The sequence below is a fragment of the Rothia sp. HMSC061C12 genome, from assembly GCF_001815755.1.
GTDB classification, from domain to species: Bacteria; Actinomycetota; Actinomycetes; order Actinomycetales; family Micrococcaceae; genus Rothia; species Rothia mucilaginosa.
In genome coordinates, this window is the sequence record NZ_KV821875.1 from 98423 (window position 1) to 117024 (window position 18602).

Genomic DNA, 18602 nt, shown 5'->3' on the forward strand with positions numbered 1-18602 from the left:
TTACTGCAGGAACTTCTCAAAGCCCTTCGGCAGGTTCATGCTGGACAGATCCATCTCCTGGTTCTGAGCCTGCTGACCGAATGCAGCACCGGCGCGAGCCTGCTGCGCCTTAGCTGCTGCCGCCTCCTGCGCCGCACGCTTCTGCGGGTTGCCGGAGCGAGCCTTCTTCTTCTTGTTGTTGTTCTTCGCGTTCTTACGAGCGCCACCCGCCGCAGCCGCCATACCGGGCATCTGCATACCACCGGGCATGCCGGGCATCTTGCCCGAAGCGAGCTTCTTCATCATCTTCTGAGCCTGAGCGAAACGCTCCATCAGCTGGTTCACCTCAGACACGGTCACACCCGCACCCTTAGCGATACGGGCACGGCGAGAACCATTAATGATGCGCGGAGCCACACGCTCATGCGGGGTCATGGAGCGAACAATCGCCTCCACGCGGTCAATCTCGCGCTCGTCAAAAGCCTCAAGCTGCTGACGCATCTGAGCCGCACCGGGCATCATCATGAGCAGCTTCTTCATGGAACCAAGCTTACGAATCTGCTGCATCTGAGCCAGGAAGTCCTCAAAAGTGAAGTCTTCCTGATCGATGAACTTCTTCGCCATGCGGTCGGCTTCAGCCTTATCCCACTGAGCTTCAGCCTGCTCAATCAGAGTCAGGATGTCACCCATATCCAGGATGCGGCTTGCCATACGGTCCGGGTGGAACTGCTCAAAGTCAGTGACGTTCTCACCGGTGGACGCGAACATAATCGGCTTGCCGGTCACCGAAGCCACCGACAGCGCCGCACCACCGCGGGCGTCACCATCAAGCTTAGACAGGACCACACCGGTGAAGTCCACGCCCTCGTTGAAGGCGTTAGCGGTGTTCACGGCGTCCTGACCGATCATCGCATCGATAACGAACAGAACTTCGTGCGGCTCAATAGCGTCACGAATATTACGTGCCTGCTGCATGAGCTCAGCATCAACACCCAGACGACCCGCGGTATCGACAATCACCACGTCGTGCAGCTTAGCGCGAGCCTCAGCCACACCGTCACGCGCCACCTGCACGGGATCGCCGGTGGGTACGTCAAACTCGCTGGTCACACCGGGGTGCGGCGCGTACACGGGCACGCCCGCACGCTCACCAACAACCTTCAGCTGGGTCACCGCATTGGGGCGCTGCAGGTCGGATGCAATCAGCATCGGGGTGTGACCCTGGCCCTTCAGCCAGTGAGCCAGCTTGCCCGCCAGGGTGGTCTTACCGGCACCCTGCAGACCCGCCAGCATAATGATGGTCGGGCCGCTCTTCGCCATGTTGATGCGGCGGGTCGAACCGCCGAGGATGCTCACCAGCTCCTCGTTCACGATCTTCACGATCTGCTGGGAGGGGTTCAGCGCCTCGGAAACCTCCGCACCGAGAGCGCGTTCCTTCACGTGGGCGGTAAATTCGCGGACCACGGGGACGGCGACGTCAGCGTCGAGCAGGGCGCGGCGGATTTCGCGGACGGTTGCATCAATGTCTGCCTCGGAGAGGCGGCCCTTGCCGCGCAGGTTCTTAAAAGTTGCCGTCAAGCGGTCGGAGAGAGAATTGAACACGAGCCGTGATCACTTTCTTAACGTTGAGGTGGCCCCCAGCCGCGAAGGCGAACGGGGATGGTTAGTCAGTCTTTAAGGATACAGGATGCGCGCTTTCTCCCCCGCCTCCACCTGTGGATAAGTGGCGCCGGTTCACCCTGAGCTCAGGATTTACACTCAACGTCCCCTCCCGCACCCCTCAGCAAATGTGTGGCAGGTACCAGACTTACCCCCTCATAGAGGCGCGACAGAAACCCTCAGTAGATGTTCCGCGCCCCGCCTCAGCCTGCTCAACACGTCAGATAGATTAGATTTTCTAGACAGCCTGGGTTAGAATTCTAAAGGTGTTACGCACGAATGCGTGATACGCCCGAGTGGCGGAATTGGCAGACGCGCCTGACTCAAAATCAGGTTCTTCGGAGTGTGGGTTCGAGTCCCACCTCGGGCACCAACGCAAAAGCGGCGGGAAAGTTTGAAGCTTTCCCGCCGCTTTTCTGTATCCGCTCCTGTACCCCACCCGCACATCGGATGCGGCAACAATAAAGGCACAAGAAACCGCCGCCCGGCCGTGAATTCACGACCGGGCGGCGGTTCTATATACCGAGCGTACAGACTGAGGATTACCCTCAGCTACGCATCGAAAAAGATTGGTGAGCGGCTTAGCGCTTGACCTCGTTCTCCTCGTAAGGACGCAGAGCCTCGCGCTCGCCCTCAGCACCGTAGACGCGGTGTACCTGAACCATGTTGGTGGTACCTGCGCGGCCTGCGGGAGCACCGGCAGCAACGACGACCAGGTCGCCAGCTTCTGCCAGACCGTTCTTCAGCAGGTACTCGTCCACGAAGTGGAACAGACCTTCCTGATCGGTGATCATCTCAACCTGCTCAGCCTCAACGCCCCACAACATGGACAGGAAGGAGCGAACCTTCGAGCTGGTGGTGAACGCGACAATCGGGGTCTCGGGACGCAGACGTGCCAGACGACGTGCGGAGTCACCGGACTGGGTGAAGGTTACGATGAGCTTTGCGTCCAGCTGGTCAGCGATGTTCACTGCTGCGCGGGTGATTGCGCCACCGCGGGTGCGGGGCTTGCGGTCCAGCTCGGGCACGCGGTACAGGCCACCCTTTTCGGTATCCTGAACGATTGCAGCCATAGCCTGCAGGGTCAGGATCGGGTACTTACCGACCGAGGTCTCACCGGAGAGCATCACAGCGTCTGCACCGTCGAGGATTGCGTTAGCGCAGTCAGAAACCTCTGCACGGGTGGGGACGGGGTTGTCAGTCATAGACTCGAGCACCTGGGTTGCCACGATGACGGGCTTTGCCCAACGGCGTGCCATGTCGATTGCCTTCTTCTGAACGAGGGGAACCTCGGAGAAGGGCAGCTCAACACCGAGGTCACCACGAGCGACCATGATGCCGTCGAACTTGTCGATGATGTCTTGCAGGTTCTCAACTGCCTGGGGCTTCTCAATCTTGGCGATGACGGGTACGCGGATACCCTCTTCGTCCATGATCTTGTGGACGGGCTCAACGTCTGCACCGGTACGGACGAAGGAGAGTGCAATGATGTCTGCACCCATCTTCAGTGCGAAGCGCAGGTCGTTTGCGTCCTTCTCGGTCAGTGCGGGCAGGGAGACTGCAGCGCCGGGCAGGTTGATGCCCTTGTTGTTGGAGATGGGGCCACCCACGATGACGCGGGTGCGCACGCGGGTGGGGGTCACCTCGATAGCCTCGAGGCGGATCTTGCCATCGTCGAGCAGGAGCTTGTCGCCGAGCTTTACGTCGCCGGGCAGGCCCTTGTAGGTGGTGCCACAGATTTCTGCGGTACCTTCAACGTCTTCGGAGGTGATGGTGAAGTCTGCGCCGGGCTCAAGGTATTCCTTGCCGTTTGCGAAACGCTCGAGGCGAATCTTGGGGCCCTGCAGGTCGGCGAGGATTGCAACGTCCTTACCGAGCTTTGCAGACTGTTCACGGATGGTGTCGTAGCGTGCCTGGTGCTCGGCGTGGTCACCGTGGCTCATGTTCAGACGGGCGACGTTCAGGCCAGCCTTGATTGCCTCGGAGATCTTCTCGGGGGACTCGATTGCCGGACCGATGGTTGCAACGATTTTTGCGCGCCTCATGTACCTAACCTTTGTGTGTTGTTTTGTGTGACCACTGTGGGTTCACGCTGATTTTCCGGGGAAGACTGACGTCAAATTCCCAATTATTCCCACGTGCTCCAACATGTAGCCACGTGCCGGATGCGTGGGTTTCTTATCTAATTATAGGGGTTTTAGTGTCATTTGGGTATGCTTCTCCCGCCCCTTTCAGTCAGAAGAATAGTGTTTCAGGTCGCATTTTGAGTACAACTTCTCCCCATCAATCGCATCCCAAGAATCCAATTTTTACCCCCACCACCTCCAACTCGCCCGGAAAGTAGATTAGGGTACTTTTTACCCATACTTAGCCCCTACTGCGCAATATTTAGTCACACTCGAGAACCTTCGATTGTATTTCAAAAACATAGAGACACTCAGAGTGGGCTATGAGAAGATAGATAGGGCATCCAAGAGCTAGGCGATTTCACATTTTCGCGCGCCTAGCCTATATTGGAACCCATAATTAGTATTTGAAATGCGAAATATATCTGGAAGGTTCACAGATGACTACTCGCGTGCTGATTATCTTCGGCTCCACCTACGGCTACACCGAACAGTACGCCACCTGGCTGGCAGAAGATTTGCGTGCACTCCCGCAGGCTCCCGAAGTTGAGACTGTCCCCGCCTCCAAGGTCACCCCCGAGCAGGCAGAGGCATTCGACGCTTTCGTCATTGCCGGCAGCGACTACGGTGGATTCCTCAACGGCGCACCGGCACTTCGCAAGAAGATTCTGCCGATTATTGCACCCAAGAAGAACCGCACCGCATTCTTCACCGTCTCCTTCACCGGTGAATACTCCAAGAAGCTGCTGGACAAGGCCGTCGCCAAGAGCTACACCCCCGAACTGACCGAAGGTCGCCCCGTCTACCACCTGCGTGGCGGCATCGACTTCGACAAGATTTCGCTGGCTCACAAGACCGCCCTGAAGGGCCCGGTGCGCGCATGGCTCATGGCGAACCCGCACCCGAACGAGGGCATTCAGCAGATGCTCGAATGCTACAAGACTGGCAAGGCTGAGTACATCGATCGCGAGACCCTCAAGCCGCTGATTGAGGACATCGCAAAGTTCCTCTAAGCCTTTCGGGAAACACAAGCTTTCGCCTCTTCCCACCCGTCTCTTTCAGCCGGACACCAGAACCTGAAAGAGCGGGCGGGAAGAGCCGAGAAAAACGTGCCAACAGGCACCATATACGTGGTCGATGACTCTTCATCTCTCCTGCATCGACCATGAAACTCCGGGTGCCGGTGCGAGGCCGCGCCAAATACAGTACCCGGAACATGAGGGGTGGGTCTTTGTGTGTGCGGCCCACCCCTTTCCTTATGCCCAAAAGCCGACTCAAAAGTCGCAAGAGGCACCGCCCGGCGCATCAGCACCCGACTGCATCCCGGCAACGTAGCTCTAGATGCTGCAGCCTACCCTGGACAACGAACCGACGCAGCAACACCCCAATACAGCGGTCCACAGAGTGAAATTCGCAACGCCTCGGCGTGTCGCGTGCCTAAAATTTTGTCCCAAAAACTTGAGCCAATAAATGCACCGACAAGCCACAAAGTAAAACAGACACCCCAAAGATTCCAGGTTACTGTGCACTCTGCGAAAGATATGCCGCCAGAATGACACCCCAAATCATTGCGCACATCGGTGCAGGTACCGTACGCTGTTAGCTGTGTCAGCCGCATGACATACCCGGCAACCGACACACACATCACTTCAACTACCCCACATATTCACTCGTGTCAGAAGCCCCCACACAGGGCCACATCGACACATCCACCTCTCAAACACAGGCAAAATCTATGAAGAAACTCCAGACTGCCGCACGCTCCGCGGCAGCCCGCTCCATCATGGCGTCCGCAGTCACCCTGGTCGCCGCATCCCTCACCTCCGTTCCCGCAGCCTTCGCCGCCCCCAGTGCGAGCGCAACCGCAGAGGTCAACCTCGGCGCATCCTACGAGGAGCTCACCTACGTCCCCGCCCCGGATGCATCCCTGGTCGAACGCTCCAACCCCGCCATGGGTGCGGGCGAGCGCGAACGCCTGGGCACCGCCAACGCGCGAACCGGCGCCACCTCCCCCGCTTCCACCGCGACCCTGAGCGGTATTTCCGCGACCCAGAGCTCCGCGCAGGGTCTGGGAGCTGGTCGAGCTCCGGCAGCCGGTCAGGCACTGGCACCCGGTCAAGCGCTGGCACAGGGCCGCTCCGCATGGACCCCCTCCGGCGGCACCCTCGGTATGGACGTCTCCTCGCACCAGCAGAACGTGGACTGGGCGAGCGCCTACGCCGCAGGTTCCCGCTTCGCCTACGTGAAGGCAACCGAGGGCACCTACTACACCAACCCCTACTTCGGTCAGCAGTACAACGGCTCGGCGCAGGTCGGCATGGTGCGCGGCGCCTACCACTTCGCAAACCCCCGCACCTCCTCGGGTGCCGATCAGGCACGCTACTTCGTGCAGAATGGTGGCGCGTGGACTGCCGACGGCAAGACCCTGCCCGGCCTGCTGGACATCGAGTTCAACCCCTACCCCGCCTACGGCAACACCTGCTACAACATGACCCCGGCGCAGCTGACCGCTTGGACCCGCGACTTCGTGGACACCTACCGTTCGCTGACCGGTCGCGCCCCGATGGTGTACACCGCAACCTCCTGGTGGTCGCAGTGCGTGGGTTCGCAGCAGTTCGGCACCCTGCCGCTGCACCTGGCGAGCTACTCCACCGTGGTCGGCGCAATTCCGGCGGGTTGGAGCGGCTACGACATTTGGCAGTTCACCGATTCGGGCCCGTTCGTGGGTGACTCGAACTTCTTCCCCGGCACCGTGAACGATCTGAAGGTTCTGGCGAAGAACCCGAAGGCTGTGCACCGCAACTGGTCGAACGGCCAGGACCGCGCTGTGGAAGACCGTGCGGCAGAAGATCGCACCGCTCAGGATTCTAACGTGGTGACCACCGCGACCGGTTCCATTGATATTCGCACCGGCATCGGTAACTTCTGGAATAAGAATCGTTCCTTCTACGGCAACCCGATTGGCACCGAGTACTCTCTGGGTCACGGCGTGTATGCGCAGAAGTTCACCAACGGCAAGACCATCTACTGGACGAACTCCCACGGCTCGCACTGGCTGGTCACCAACGGCGGCCTGGATCATAAGTTCCGCTCGGACGTGGCACGATTCCGCGGCTTGACCACCGACGAGGAAACCCGCTCCGACACCATCGCAGTCTCCTTCGCCAACGGTGAGGGCGCCTACTGGTCTGCCGCTACCGGCACCCACATCATCAATGAGCGTGGCTCCATCTACGCGACCTGGCGTGCAGCTGGCATGAAGGGCGCGCCCACCACCGATGAGCAGAACCTGGGCAACGGCCTCATCAAGCAGGAATTCACCGGCAGCACCACCTACGTGTGGTCCACGCAGACCGGCACCCACCGCCTGCACACCGGCGGCGCGTTCTACCACCGATTCCTGCAGCACCGCGGCACCTGGGGTGCACCGGTGACCGACGAAACCGCCACCTCCACGGGCGCTCAGATTCAGTTCGCCTCGGGTAAGGTACTGCTCTGGTCGGATGCGTACGGTGCGTACGAAACCAACGGTAACGGCGCGATTTTCAAGCATTGGGAGAAGAATAGCGCCCGCTACGGTGCGGCACGCGGTGACGAATCCTACGTGAACGGCGTGTACTACATGGACTTTGAGCGCGGCACGATCCGCTGGACCGCGCAGCGTGGAATCTACTAAGAGCGTGGCATTTACTCAACGGCGCGGTAGCTGATAAACACTGCAACGCGCATATAAAAACGAGGGGCACCTGGCAACGGTGCCCCTCGTTCTTTTGCTACAGGGCGCATCTTCTGAACAACACAAAAATCAAGATGCGTTCTGCAGCGGGTGGGTTACCGAGTGAGTAGAGAACCCGGCTATGTTACCCGTGCCGGCAGGTAAATTTATGTCGAGGCGGTGCGAGCCGCCGCGAAGCGTTATTGCGGAATCGTCCAAGAATTTCGGATTAGTGTGGCGGACATAGTCCCCATTGACTATGTCCGTGGGGCCCACACTAATCGTTGGTGAGACCTCAATCCGAAGGTGTCTAAAGGGGCGCCTGGCCGGAATTAAGGACTCAATGGTGAATAACGGCACGGTACGAAGATGCTGAAATTCACCCGGGTATGGCGTTCCGGGAGAAGGAATCGGTATCTAGGAGGGCCGAAACCTTCAGACGTCATATCCCGTTACTTCAAGGGTATGTGCAGGGGCGTTCGAAACCTATCTCTTCGGCAAATATTACGCCTCAACCAGTGGTTGAATGTTTACAATACAAGTATGCATTTTGAGGCCTATAGATGTCAAAAAAGATGCTCTATTGAACTAATTTAGTGAGAATTTTGAGATAATCCCCCGATATTTTCAAAAATAAATTCCCGCGTATATTACGTTTAGGTGCCTAGTACTCACAGAAATTTTCGGCTCCATACGATAACGGCTCTCAAAAACCCTGCAGCCCACCCCGCCCTAAAAAGCCGCATTAAAAACACTAGGACGCACCCCGCGTCGTATGCACAGCAGAAAGAGTACCCCTACTCCCCCGCCACACGGGATGCGCCCTAGGCGCTATAACCATCAAAACTACCGGCAAGACCCCAGTCGAGTGAGACCTTGAAGCCCTACCGGGCGCTTCGAACCATCCGCTAGCTTAGAGGCTGGCGAAGTCCAGAACCATACGGCCGGTAATCTTACCCGCCGCCATTTCCTCGAAGACAGCCGGTGCCTCGTCAACCTCACGCAGCTGAACCACCGGAACCACGATGCCGTCAGCACCGAACTGGAACGCCTCCGCCAGATCCTGACGGGTACCCACCAGGGAACCCACCACGCGGATGCCGTCCAGAACGATCTTCACAATGGACAGCTCCATCATCTCCGAGGGCAGACCAACAGCCACCACGGAACCGCCCGCACGAACCGACTCGATAGCCTGGTTGAACGCAACCTTCGACACAGCGGTCACCACAGCAGCGTGAGCGCCACCGCCGGTCAGCTCGCGAATACGAGCCGGAACGTCCTCAACCTCACGGCCGTTGATGACGTGGTCAGCACCGATCTTACGAGCCAGAGCCAGCTTGTCGTCGTTGATATCAACAGCGATAACCTTGGCACCGAAAACCTTCTTAGCGTACTGAACAGCCAGGTTGCCCAAACCGCCAGCGCCGTAAGCAACCAGCCACTGACCCGGGCGAACCAGCGACTCCTTGATTGCCTTGTAGGTGGTCACACCAGCGCAGGTAATGGAGCTAGCCTGCGCCGGGTCAAGACCCTCGGGAACCTTCACAGCGTAATCAGCGGTCACCAGAGTGTACTCACTCATGCCGCCATCGACCGAGTAGCCTGCATTCTTCACCGAACGGCACAGGGTCTCACGGCCCGAGGTGCAGTACTCACAGTGGCCGCAGCCCTCGAAGAACCAAGCCACCGACACGCGATCGCCTTCCTTCAGGGACTCAACACCCTCACCGACCTTGACGACACGACCAATGCCTTCGTGGCCCAGAATACGACCCGGAACCTCACCGAAGTCACCGGAAGCCACGTGCAGGTCAGTGTGGCACACGCCCGAGTACTCAATCTTCACGAGCGCCTGGCCGTGACCGACAGCCGGAACGGGAACCTCACGGACAACAACCGAACCGTCAACCTTCTCAGGGACAACAACAGCCTTCATGGTTTCCTTGCACATGATCTAAACTCCTTAGTCATCGGTGGTCGCGCTCAAACCGCAATCTGTAATCTGCGCTGTGCAACCTAGCGGGGTGAGCGCGCGTATTCTTTACATTTCCACCGTAAAATGAGGAGCCCCCAATCTAAAGGACCTTCCCCGAATATGACAGAGGGGTTAGATAGAGGCATTCTCACGAGCAAGGATGATCTTTCGATAAGGTCTATTCCGACCAATGCGCTAAACCGCCAAAGGTTGATATGACGCTATGACGAAACAACACAGAAGATGAGAATGCCTCCCAAATAAGCGGTTTGGGAGGCACTCAGAAAAAATTTAAATATTAAGTTTGAGGCGCATACCACCCTAAAGAAAGGGTTCAATCTACACCTATACGATTCCTACAGGCACATAGGAACTCTTAACCGATGAGACTTAGCTGCCTAGAAGCAGAAAGCAACCTCAATATAGCCAGCGCCGCGCTCACCCGGACCATTCGGAGCGTTCAACGCCCACCCCAGATCCATGATGCGCACCGTAGAATCCATGAACGTACCGCCGCCAGCGCCACCGCCAGCCAGCTGCACCGAACCCACCGCATAGCGGGCACGAGCCGAATCGTTATTCCACTTCTGCGACACCACACGAGCCGAAACACTCAACGCAGCGCCGGAACCGCCGCCGCCATAACCGGCGCCACCGCCTCCAGAAACCACAGACTGGTAGCCGTTAAACAGCTCGCCAGCGTTCGACGGGCGGTTATCGGTACCCTCCGGAGTCTGATCCCACTGGTACGAATAGCTCGCCACACCATCGGCGCCCTTCGCGCGGAAACCGCTCGCACCCGCCGCACCGGCAGTCGCAGTGCTCACCAGCTTCTGGGTGGAGGTGCTCGAAAAACCAATCACCGAACCATCAACAGTCGGCGGGTTCAGCTTCTCACCGCCAGCACCGCCCACACCACCGGCGGCACCCGAACCCGGGTTCACCGTCAGAATCGGATTAGACTGCGCCTCGTACGAGGTGAAACCAACAAAACCGGGCGAACCGTCGCCGTCACCCGAACCAGCGCCACCGCCGGTGCTGAACTGGTGCTCGCCACCGGAGCTATCAAGCGAATAGTGCGCGGTCGGGCGCACAGCACCCGCATTCGCGGGGTTCGGCAGAACCGTCGCATACGACGCCAGCACACCGGCACCGCCGCCACCACCGGCAACAATCATCGGCACGCCATCCACCTCAATAGCGGAGGAACCACCGCCGGACGCCGAATACAGCACAGCGCTCATGCCGCCGCGACCGGTCACACCGCCAGAAATGCGGGTCAAATCATTAATCGCAGAAACAACGTTTGCGGGAACCGGCGAAGAAGCCTTCGAGGAGCCACCCACACCGTAGCCGTCGCCGCCCTCAGCGGGCTTCAGCTCACCATTACCAATACCGCCCGAACCGGCCGTCAGAGTAATAGTCTGGCCGCCGCGCACAGCCATAGAACCCTCCACCATGGCACCGGAACCGGCATCAGCCACAGTGTAGTTCGTGCCACCGGCACCGCCCACAGCGGTAAAACGCATACGCTTAGCGCCCGCAGGAACCGTCAGCACGGCTACCTTCTTCACGCCGTCACCGGCAGTGATCATCGTCGAATCCTCGTAAGGTCCGGTGCACTCGCCTTCCTCATCAGACGCCGCATACGCCGGAATCACCGATGACGCCACAACAACCGGGGCAGCCCACGCCGCACCAGCCACCAGACGACGACGGGTCAGACCCGGACGAGAAGAAGGAGAAATGGGGCGCGAAGAATCGCCGGCAGAAGAGCTCACGATAAAAATCCTGTACGTTGAGTGGGTGTTTCTAAACGCAGACGCGACGGGCGTTCGAAGAGCCTCATACTCCTTACACGGAGCCTCATACTCCTTACGTGGGTGCCCGCCACACGCAATACCTCTATTATGCCTTCTCAACAGCCCAAATCCACGCAGGGTCCCGGCACATGCCACCATGAGAACATCCACCAGCAAGAAACAGACAGCAAGCACAAATAGCGGGCACAAAAAACCGCCGGACAGGGGCGCTCCCCCATCCGGCGGTTTTTCTATGAAATTTAGATGGAGCTAGAAGATGAAAGCTAGGAGCCCTTTGTCAGCTAGGAGCCCTTCGTCGAAGACTCAGAAGAGTCAGAATCCTCGGCGGGCTCTGCCTTCTCAGATGCCTTCTCGGATGCCTTCTCGGATGCCTTCTCCTCAGCGCCCTCTACAGACTCATCTGCGGCAGGCTTCGGAGCGAACTCCGCCGGAGCCGGCTCAATACCCGCAGCAGCCTTCGCCGCAGCACGACGACCAGCCACCACAAAACCAGCAGCACCCAGCAGAACCAGCAGCAGAGCAGTCCACACGTGAATACGAACGCCCCAGAGCATCTCCGAGGTATCAATACGCAAGAACATCTCAATGAAGAGGCGACCCACACCGTAGTAGAACACGTACAGCCACAGGGTCTGACCCAGCTTCAGCACGCCCTTACGGCCCAGCCACAGCAGCAACGCCACACCCAGCAGGTTCCACAGCGACTCGTACAGGAACGTCGGATGGAACAGCGTACCCGCCGGATACTGGGTCGGGAAATTACCGCTCGACGCGCTAATCTCCAAGCCCCACGGCAGAGTCGTCGGCTTGCCGAACAGCTCCTGGTTGAACCAGTTACCCCAGCGGCCAAACGCCTGAGCCAGCAGAATACCCGGCGCTACCGCATCCGCAAAAGCAGGGAAATTCATGCCATAGCGGCGGCAACCATACCAGGCGCCCAACGCACCAACCGACACGGCACCCATAATGCCGATGCCGCCCTCCCAAATCTTCAGGAAAGCCCACGGATCAGCAACATTCGGACCGAAATAGCTACCCGGGTCAGTAATCAGCACATGGTAGGCGCGGGCACCAATAATACCCGCCGGAATAGCCCACATCGCCACGTCAAAAACGCGCTCAGGGGTACCACCCGCCGCCTTCCAACGGCGAGAACCCAGCCACAAGCACACCGCCATACCCGCAAGAATACACAGGGCATAGAAATGCACACGGAACGGGCCCAGCTGCAGGTACGAAACGCTCGGAGAGGGAATCGAAGCCAGCACGTTAGCTACCGGCGCGCTCGCCAGCGACAGCACATCAGACATTAGCCTTCACGCCCCGCCAGCTCACGGGTCAGCTTAGCCACCGCCTCAACACCGCCAGAAGCCAAAGCCTTCACCAGCGCGGTACCGACAATCACGCCATCCGCATACTCGCCGATCTCCTCAACGTGGGCACGAGTCGAAACGCCCAGACCCACACACGCACGAGGCGCACCGGCAGCCTTAATGTCCGCAACCAGGGTGCGCGCCGCCTCCGACACGGAGGTGCGGGCACCGGTCACGCCCATCACCGACACGGCGTACACGAAGCCGCTCGACGCCTTCGCAATAGTCGCCAGACGCTCCGGTGAAGAAGACAGAGCAGCCAAGAAAATACGATCCAGACCGTACTCGTCAGAAGCCTCAAACCACGCCGACGCCTCATCAGGCACCAGGTCCGGGGTAATCATGCCCGCGCCGCCGGCAGCTGCCAAATCACGCGCAAAATTCTTCACACCGTACGCCAGAACCGGGTTCCAGTACGTCATCACGACAACCACCGCGTCGGTCGCCTCGGTAATGCGGCGGACCGCCTCAAAGAGCTGAGGCAGCTTGAAACCGTTCTCCAAAGCAACGCCGGTCGCCTTCTGAATCACCGGACCATCCATGACCGGATCAGAATAAGGCACGCCCAGCTCAATAATGTCCGCGCCGTTATTGCCCAGAGCAATCGCCGCGTCAATCGACTCATCCAGGGTCGGGAAGCCCACCGGCAGGTAGCCAATCAGCGCCGCACGGCCCTGCTTCTCGCACTCAGCCAGACGAGCCGCCAGAGGCGAATCGGGGTTAGCAGTCGGGAACGTACCGTCCAGCACCTCAAAGGGTGCCGCCTGAGAAATAGCGTCCTGGTAGCTCATTACTTAGCCTCACTTTCAGCCTGTGCGTTCTGTACAGCGGATGCGGCAGCTTCCTTATTACCGGTCATCAGGGTCGAGGACGGAATCGCCTTACCCAGACCGAACCACTTCAGAGCGGTTTCCATGTCCTTATCGCCACGACCGGACAGGCAGACAATCATCGTCTTCTCGCGTGCCGCCTCCGGATCCTCAGCAGCCCAACGCTGGCACACACGCAACGCACCCGCCAGAGCGTGCGAGGACTCAATCGCCGGAATAATACCCTCGGTGCGGCAGAGCAGACGCAGAGCGTCCATCGCCTCGGTGTCAGTCACCGGCTCGTAGGTCACGCGACCAATATCTGACAGGTAGGAATGCTCCGGACCCACACCCGGGTAATCCAGACCAGCAGAAATCGAGTGGGACTCAATGGTCTGGCCGTCCTCATCCTGCATCAGGTAGGTCATCGCGCCGTGCAGCATGCCCGGGCGGCCCAGAGTAATGGTCGCCGCGTGACGGCCGGTCTCCACGCCGTCGCCGCCAGCCTCAAAACCGTAAATCTCAACCGACGAATCGTCCAAGAACGCATGGAACAGACCAATCGCGTTCGAACCGCCACCCACGCAGGCAGCAATGCCATCGGGCAGGCGGCCGGTCTCAGCAAGAATCTGCTCGCGCGCCTCCTCACCGATAGCATCGTGGAAGAAACGCACCATCGCCGGGAACGGGTGCGCACCCGCAGCGGTACCCAGCAGGTAGTGGGTGTTCTCAACGTTCGAAACCCAGTCGCGCAGCGCCTCATTAATGGCGTCCTTGAGGGTGCGGGAACCGTTCTGAACCGCAATCACCTTCGCACCCAGCAGCTGCATACGAGCCACGTTCAGCGACTGACGCTCAGTGTCTTCCTCGCCCATGTAGACCACGCACTCCATACCGAAGAGCGCAGCCGCGGTAGCAGTCGCAACACCGTGCTGACCCGCACCGGTCTCAGCAATCAGACGGGTCTTACCCATACGCTTAGCCAGCAGAGCCTGACCAATCACGTTATTAATCTTGTGGCTACCCGTGTGGTTCAGGTCCTCACGCTTGAGGAACACACGCGCACCAGCATGCTCAGAGAACTTCGGAACCTCAGTCAGTAGCGACGGACGGTTCGAATACTCAGCAGAAAGACGCTGGAACTCAGCAATGAACTCGGGGTCGTTCTTCGCCTCGTTAAAGGTTGCCTCCAGCTCATCCATGGCGGCAATCAGCGACTCGGGCATCCACCGCCCGCCGTACTCACCAAAATAGGGGCCGGGGGCATTCTTCAACGACTCGCCGTTGAGGAAAGCATCTGCCAGGTTCTCGCTCATCACTATTCCTTCCCTGGATGGTTGCCGCCGGATGCGCACCGCGGGTAGGGCGGGGCATCAGGCCTGATCACAGCGAAACACCACGCAACCGCGGGTAGGGCGGGGCGGCGTTCGCACATATCCCCCTATAGTACCCGGGTGCAGGCGGTGAACAGTACCCTGGGGTGCACATGACCATTCCTAGGACATGTGACGTTCGCCAGGGTGGGTGTGCTCGCGGGTATGGGCGGCTCGCATGGGAAGGTTTAAACGCTGGGAAGAAGCGGCGAGGCAGGGGCGCTCGGCTGGGTCTGGCCGGGTCGGGCAGGGTCTGGCAAGCGCGGCGGGCTACAGCAGCTCGCGCAACTCCTCCATCTGCTGAGAAAGCACCGTCGACACACCACCGCGCATCGACACCCCGTACAGGGTCTCCGCAATCTGCATCGTGCGCTTCTGATGCGTCACCACAATCAGCTGCGAACGCTCCCCCAACTCACCAATCACCTGCAGCAGGCGCGAGAGGTTGCGGTCATCCAGCGCCGCCTCAACCTCATCCAGGGCGTAGAACGGCGACGGGCGAGACATATAAATCGCAATCAACAGCGCCAGCGAAGCAAGCGAACGCTCACCGCCAGATAGCAACGACAGGCGCTTAACCTTCTTACCTGCCGGGCGCGCGTGAATCTCCACACCCGAATTCAGCGGATCGGACGGATCGTCCAGCTCCAGGTGGCCCTCGCCTCCCGGGAACAGGGTCTCAAAGATGCGGCGGTAGTGGGTGTTAATGTCCTCCATCGCGGCGGTGAACACCTCCGCAATGTGGCTGCTGACCTCGTCCATGACCGTGTTCAGGTCGCGGCGGGTCGCCTTCAAATCCTCAATCTGCTGGTTCAGGTAGGCGTGGCGTTCGGACAGCGCCTCGTACTCCTCCAGCGCCAGGGGGTTAATGGCGCCCAGCGCCTCCAGTTCGGCGCGGGTTGCCTTGAGGCGAGCGCGCACGCTCTCGGTGGAAGCTTCGGTAGTCTCTGATGCCGTTTCGGTAGCAGTATTTTCGGAAGCGGCGTTTTCGGAGGCTACGTTTTCGGAAGCCTCCTCAGCGGGCACATCAACCGGCAGCTGCTCGGAGTACTCCTCCTCCAGCTGCTCCAGGGTCAAACCGGTCATCAGGCGGGCACGCTCAGCCAGCGCCTGCACGCGCTCCTGCACACGTGCCGCCTCCGTCTGGGTGCGCGCCAGCAGGGTCAGCGCCGCCGCGTGCGCTGCCTGCAAATCCTGCGCCTCCTCGTTCGTGCTGGTCAGACCCTCCTGGGCGTTCTTCAGGGCGCCGCTCAGCTCGTGCAGCTGCTGCTCACGCTCGCCCACCTGCTCGGCAAGCACCTCACCCAGACGCTGGGCGCGGTGCTCAATCTTTGCTGCGGGAGCCTGCTCCCCCGTGCCCGCCAGGTAGGAATCCTCGCGGGTGCGCGCCGATTCGTAGGCGGTGCGCGCTTCGGCTACGGATTCCTCCGCGGCGGTGAGGCGCTCGTTCAGTCGGGCACGCTCGTTCTGAATGTTCTGTGCGGAGGCTTCCAGGGACTCCGCCTGGGCACGGGCGCGGGCATGCTCGGCGCTCGCCACGCCCGCCGCCTTCGCTGCCTCACGTTCTGCTTCGACCGCCGATTCTGCCGCGGTCTGAGCCTGCTGAACGGTCTGTTCGGCTTCATCCAGTTCGGCGCGGGTGCGGGTCACGACCTGGGAGGCGGCGCGGTATGCAGCGGCAAGTTCCAGGGGGCTGGCACCCTCAGCCGGGTAGAGCAGGCTGTAGCGGGTGTGCTCGGTGCCTGCGGGGTCAAAAATACGCCAGATAGTGCGCTGACCTGCGAGGGTATTCTCTGCGAGCAGGTGCAGGGCTTGCTCTGCGGAGGCGGCATCCGGCGCGAACAGCACACCCGCCAGGCGCTCACCCAGCGCCGCGGTGACGCGTGCCAAGGCGTGCTCGTCGATGCCGGCGAGCGCGGCAGCGTCCTCGTTGAGCGGTTCAATCATCTCGGTTGCGGGACGGATACCCAGCTCGTGCAGCTCGGTGGCGCAGGATTCGGGCAGGGTGGTTTCGGGCAGTTCTGTTAAAAGTTCCGTCGCGGCAGATTCGTTGCTTTCGTCCCCCTTATCACCGCGCAGCTGCGACACCTCGGCGCCCTCAACCGGCGCGCTCAACGCCGCGGTCGCCAGCGAGGTCAGCGCCGCAGAAGCCGCACGCGCATACTCGGGGTCAATCTGCACGGCATCCAGCACGCGCAGCAGGCTCGTGCCCTCGCTCGAAGAATCCATGAGCTCGCCGGTCTCGGGGTCGAACACCGCCTCTGCAGATTCAGTGTCCAGTTCGGCGGGTGCTTCGCCCAGGCTCTGACCCAGCGCCTCACGCAGGGTTGCGGCACGCTCAGCCGCCGCCGCGTAGGCGCGGGTCGCCTCCACCACAGCGGCGCGGGCGGCATCCAGCTGAGCCTGCGCGCGGGCACGAGACTGCGCCGCCTCACCCGAGGCGCGCTCAGTCTGCGCCACCTCGGACGCTGCCTTCTCAACGTTCTTCAGCGCCGCATCGTAGCGTTCCTCAAAGCTGGCGTAGCTTTCCACCGCGCGCTCTGCCTCTTCGCGGCGCTCCTCCAGCAGTTCCAGGGCGCGTTCGTATCCGGCGCGGGCGGCGGCGGTTGCCTCGGTCAGTTCCACGCGGTAGGTGCGCACGCGCTCGGCGGCGATGGACTGCACGGTGCGCACGCGCGCGGCGGACTCGCGCAGGGTCGACACGGCCTTCTGACAGGCGGTGACCTCGGCGTTCAGGCGGTTCTGCTCCTGCTGATGCTTCGCGGATGCGGCACGCGCCGCCTCCAGCTGTTCTTTCAGGGCTTCGGCGCGGCGGGTACCTTCCGCCTCGGAGGCGAGAGCCTGCGTCTGCTCAGCCTGCAGAATACCCAGCTGACGGGTCAAAAGCACCGCCTCCAGCTGGCGGATGCGCGCCTGCAGCTGGCGCGCGGTCGCGGCGGATTCTGCCTGCTCGCTCAGCGGCTGCAACTGCGAATCCAGCTCGGCAACCAGGTCGCTCAGGCGGGTAACGTTCGATGCCACAGACTCCAGCTTGCGGCTGGTCTTCTCCTGGCGGCGGCGGTACTTGACCACGCCCGCCGCCTGCTCGATCATGTCGCGGCGCTGCTGCGCGGTGGCGTGCAGGACCGCATCCAGCTGACCCTGGCCGACGAGCACGTGCATCTGCTGACCCAGACCCGCCTCCGAGAGCAGGTCCTGAATGTCGGCAAGGCGCGCCGGGGAGCCGTTAATCTCGTACTCGCTGCCGCCGGAGCGGAACATGGTGCGCGAAATCTGCACCCGATCAGCGGGAATGCTGAGGGTGCCATCAGAATTATCGAAAGTCAGGGTGACTTTGGCGCGGCCCAGGGGTGCACGCTGGGCGCCGTCGCCCGAACCAGCCTCACCGGAGCCCGCGAAGATAACGTCCTTCATGCTGCCGCCGCGCAGGCTCTTAGCGCCCTGCTTACCCATGACCCAGGCGAGCGCATCCAGCACGTTGGACTTGCCGGAGCCGTTGGGGCCGACCACCGCGTTAATGCCGGGGGTGAACTCAAAAGTGGTTGCGGAGGCGAAAGACTTGAACCCGCGCAGGGTCAGCGACATCAGGTGCACAAGGGGCCTTTCTGCAGAAGAACTGGTGTGTGCCGGGCACGTTCTGTGGTGCGTGGCGGCATCCCTCTAGTGTACGCGGTGCGGCGGGCGGGCGGCGTGAACGTGCACGGGGTGAAGGGGGTTCAAAGTTCCTCATTCTGCATCATCTTACGCGCGGGGTGAACGGGCGCGTT

At 60.7% G+C, this 18602-nt stretch carries 10 protein-coding genes and 1 tRNA gene; 3 read left to right on the plus strand and 8 right to left on the minus strand.

Going from position 1 to position 18602, the window contains the following annotated elements; translation table 11 throughout:
• Nucleotides 1-1581, minus strand: a complete 1581-nt coding sequence (ffh, locus tag HMPREF3055_RS07495) for a signal recognition particle protein (protein ID WP_049342095.1) — start codon at nucleotides 1579-1581, stop codon at nucleotides 1-3.
• Nucleotides 1582-1928: 347 nt separating this feature from the next.
• Here ffh and HMPREF3055_RS07500 point away from each other — a divergent pair.
• Nucleotides 1929-2011 (plus strand) — tRNA-Leu (locus HMPREF3055_RS07500).
• Nucleotides 2012-2219: 208 nt separating this feature from the next.
• Here HMPREF3055_RS07500 and pyk read toward each other — a convergent pair.
• Nucleotides 2220-3683: a pyruvate kinase gene (gene pyk, locus HMPREF3055_RS07505; RefSeq protein ID WP_070738763.1), complete on the minus strand. Its 1464-nt coding sequence runs from the start codon at nucleotides 3681-3683 to the stop codon at nucleotides 2220-2222.
• Nucleotides 3684-4204: 521 nt separating this feature from the next.
• Between pyk and HMPREF3055_RS07510 the strand changes: the two genes are divergently transcribed.
• Together HMPREF3055_RS07510 and HMPREF3055_RS07515 are read left to right on the plus strand one after the other, a co-directional pair.
• On the plus strand, nucleotides 4205-4777 hold the full coding sequence (locus tag HMPREF3055_RS07510; RefSeq protein WP_049354549.1) for a flavodoxin domain-containing protein: 573 nt from the start codon (nucleotides 4205-4207) through the stop codon (nucleotides 4775-4777).
• 722 nt (nucleotides 4778-5499) lie between these two features.
• Entirely contained in the window at nucleotides 5500-7440 is a 1941-nt protein-coding gene (locus tag HMPREF3055_RS07515) for a GH25 family lysozyme (protein ID WP_070738764.1), read from the plus strand.
• A gap of 952 nt (nucleotides 7441-8392) precedes the next feature.
• Here the strand turns inward: HMPREF3055_RS07515 and adhP are convergent.
• From adhP to HMPREF3055_RS07545, 6 genes are all read right to left on the minus strand, one after another.
• Entirely contained in the window at nucleotides 8393-9433 is a 1041-nt protein-coding gene (gene adhP, locus HMPREF3055_RS07520; protein ID WP_083318023.1) for an alcohol dehydrogenase AdhP, read from the minus strand.
• 422 nt (nucleotides 9434-9855) lie between these two features.
• Nucleotides 9856-11238: a phosphoenolpyruvate synthase gene (locus HMPREF3055_RS07525; RefSeq protein WP_070738765.1), complete on the minus strand. Its 1383-nt coding sequence runs from the start codon at nucleotides 11236-11238 to the stop codon at nucleotides 9856-9858.
• A 323-nt stretch (nucleotides 11239-11561) separates the two neighbouring features.
• Entirely contained in the window at nucleotides 11562-12590 is a 1029-nt protein-coding gene (lgt, locus tag HMPREF3055_RS07530) for a prolipoprotein diacylglyceryl transferase (protein ID WP_070738766.1), read from the minus strand.
• A complete protein-coding gene (trpA, locus tag HMPREF3055_RS07535) occupies nucleotides 12590-13444 on the minus strand; it encodes a tryptophan synthase subunit alpha (protein ID WP_070599827.1) in 855 nt (284 codons plus the stop codon). Before trpA ends, lgt begins: the two co-directional genes overlap by 1 nt.
• On the minus strand, nucleotides 13444-14778 hold the full coding sequence (gene trpB / locus HMPREF3055_RS07540; RefSeq protein WP_070738767.1) for a tryptophan synthase subunit beta: 1335 nt from the start codon (nucleotides 14776-14778) through the stop codon (nucleotides 13444-13446). Before trpB ends, trpA begins: the two co-directional genes overlap by 1 nt.
• Before the next feature lie 327 nt (nucleotides 14779-15105).
• Nucleotides 15106-18420 carry a chromosome segregation SMC family protein gene (locus HMPREF3055_RS07545; protein ID WP_049342218.1) on the minus strand — a complete coding sequence of 1105 codons (3315 nt, stop codon included), beginning with the start codon at nucleotides 18418-18420 and terminating at the stop codon, nucleotides 15106-15108.
• Between the last annotated feature and the right edge of the window lie 182 nt (nucleotides 18421-18602).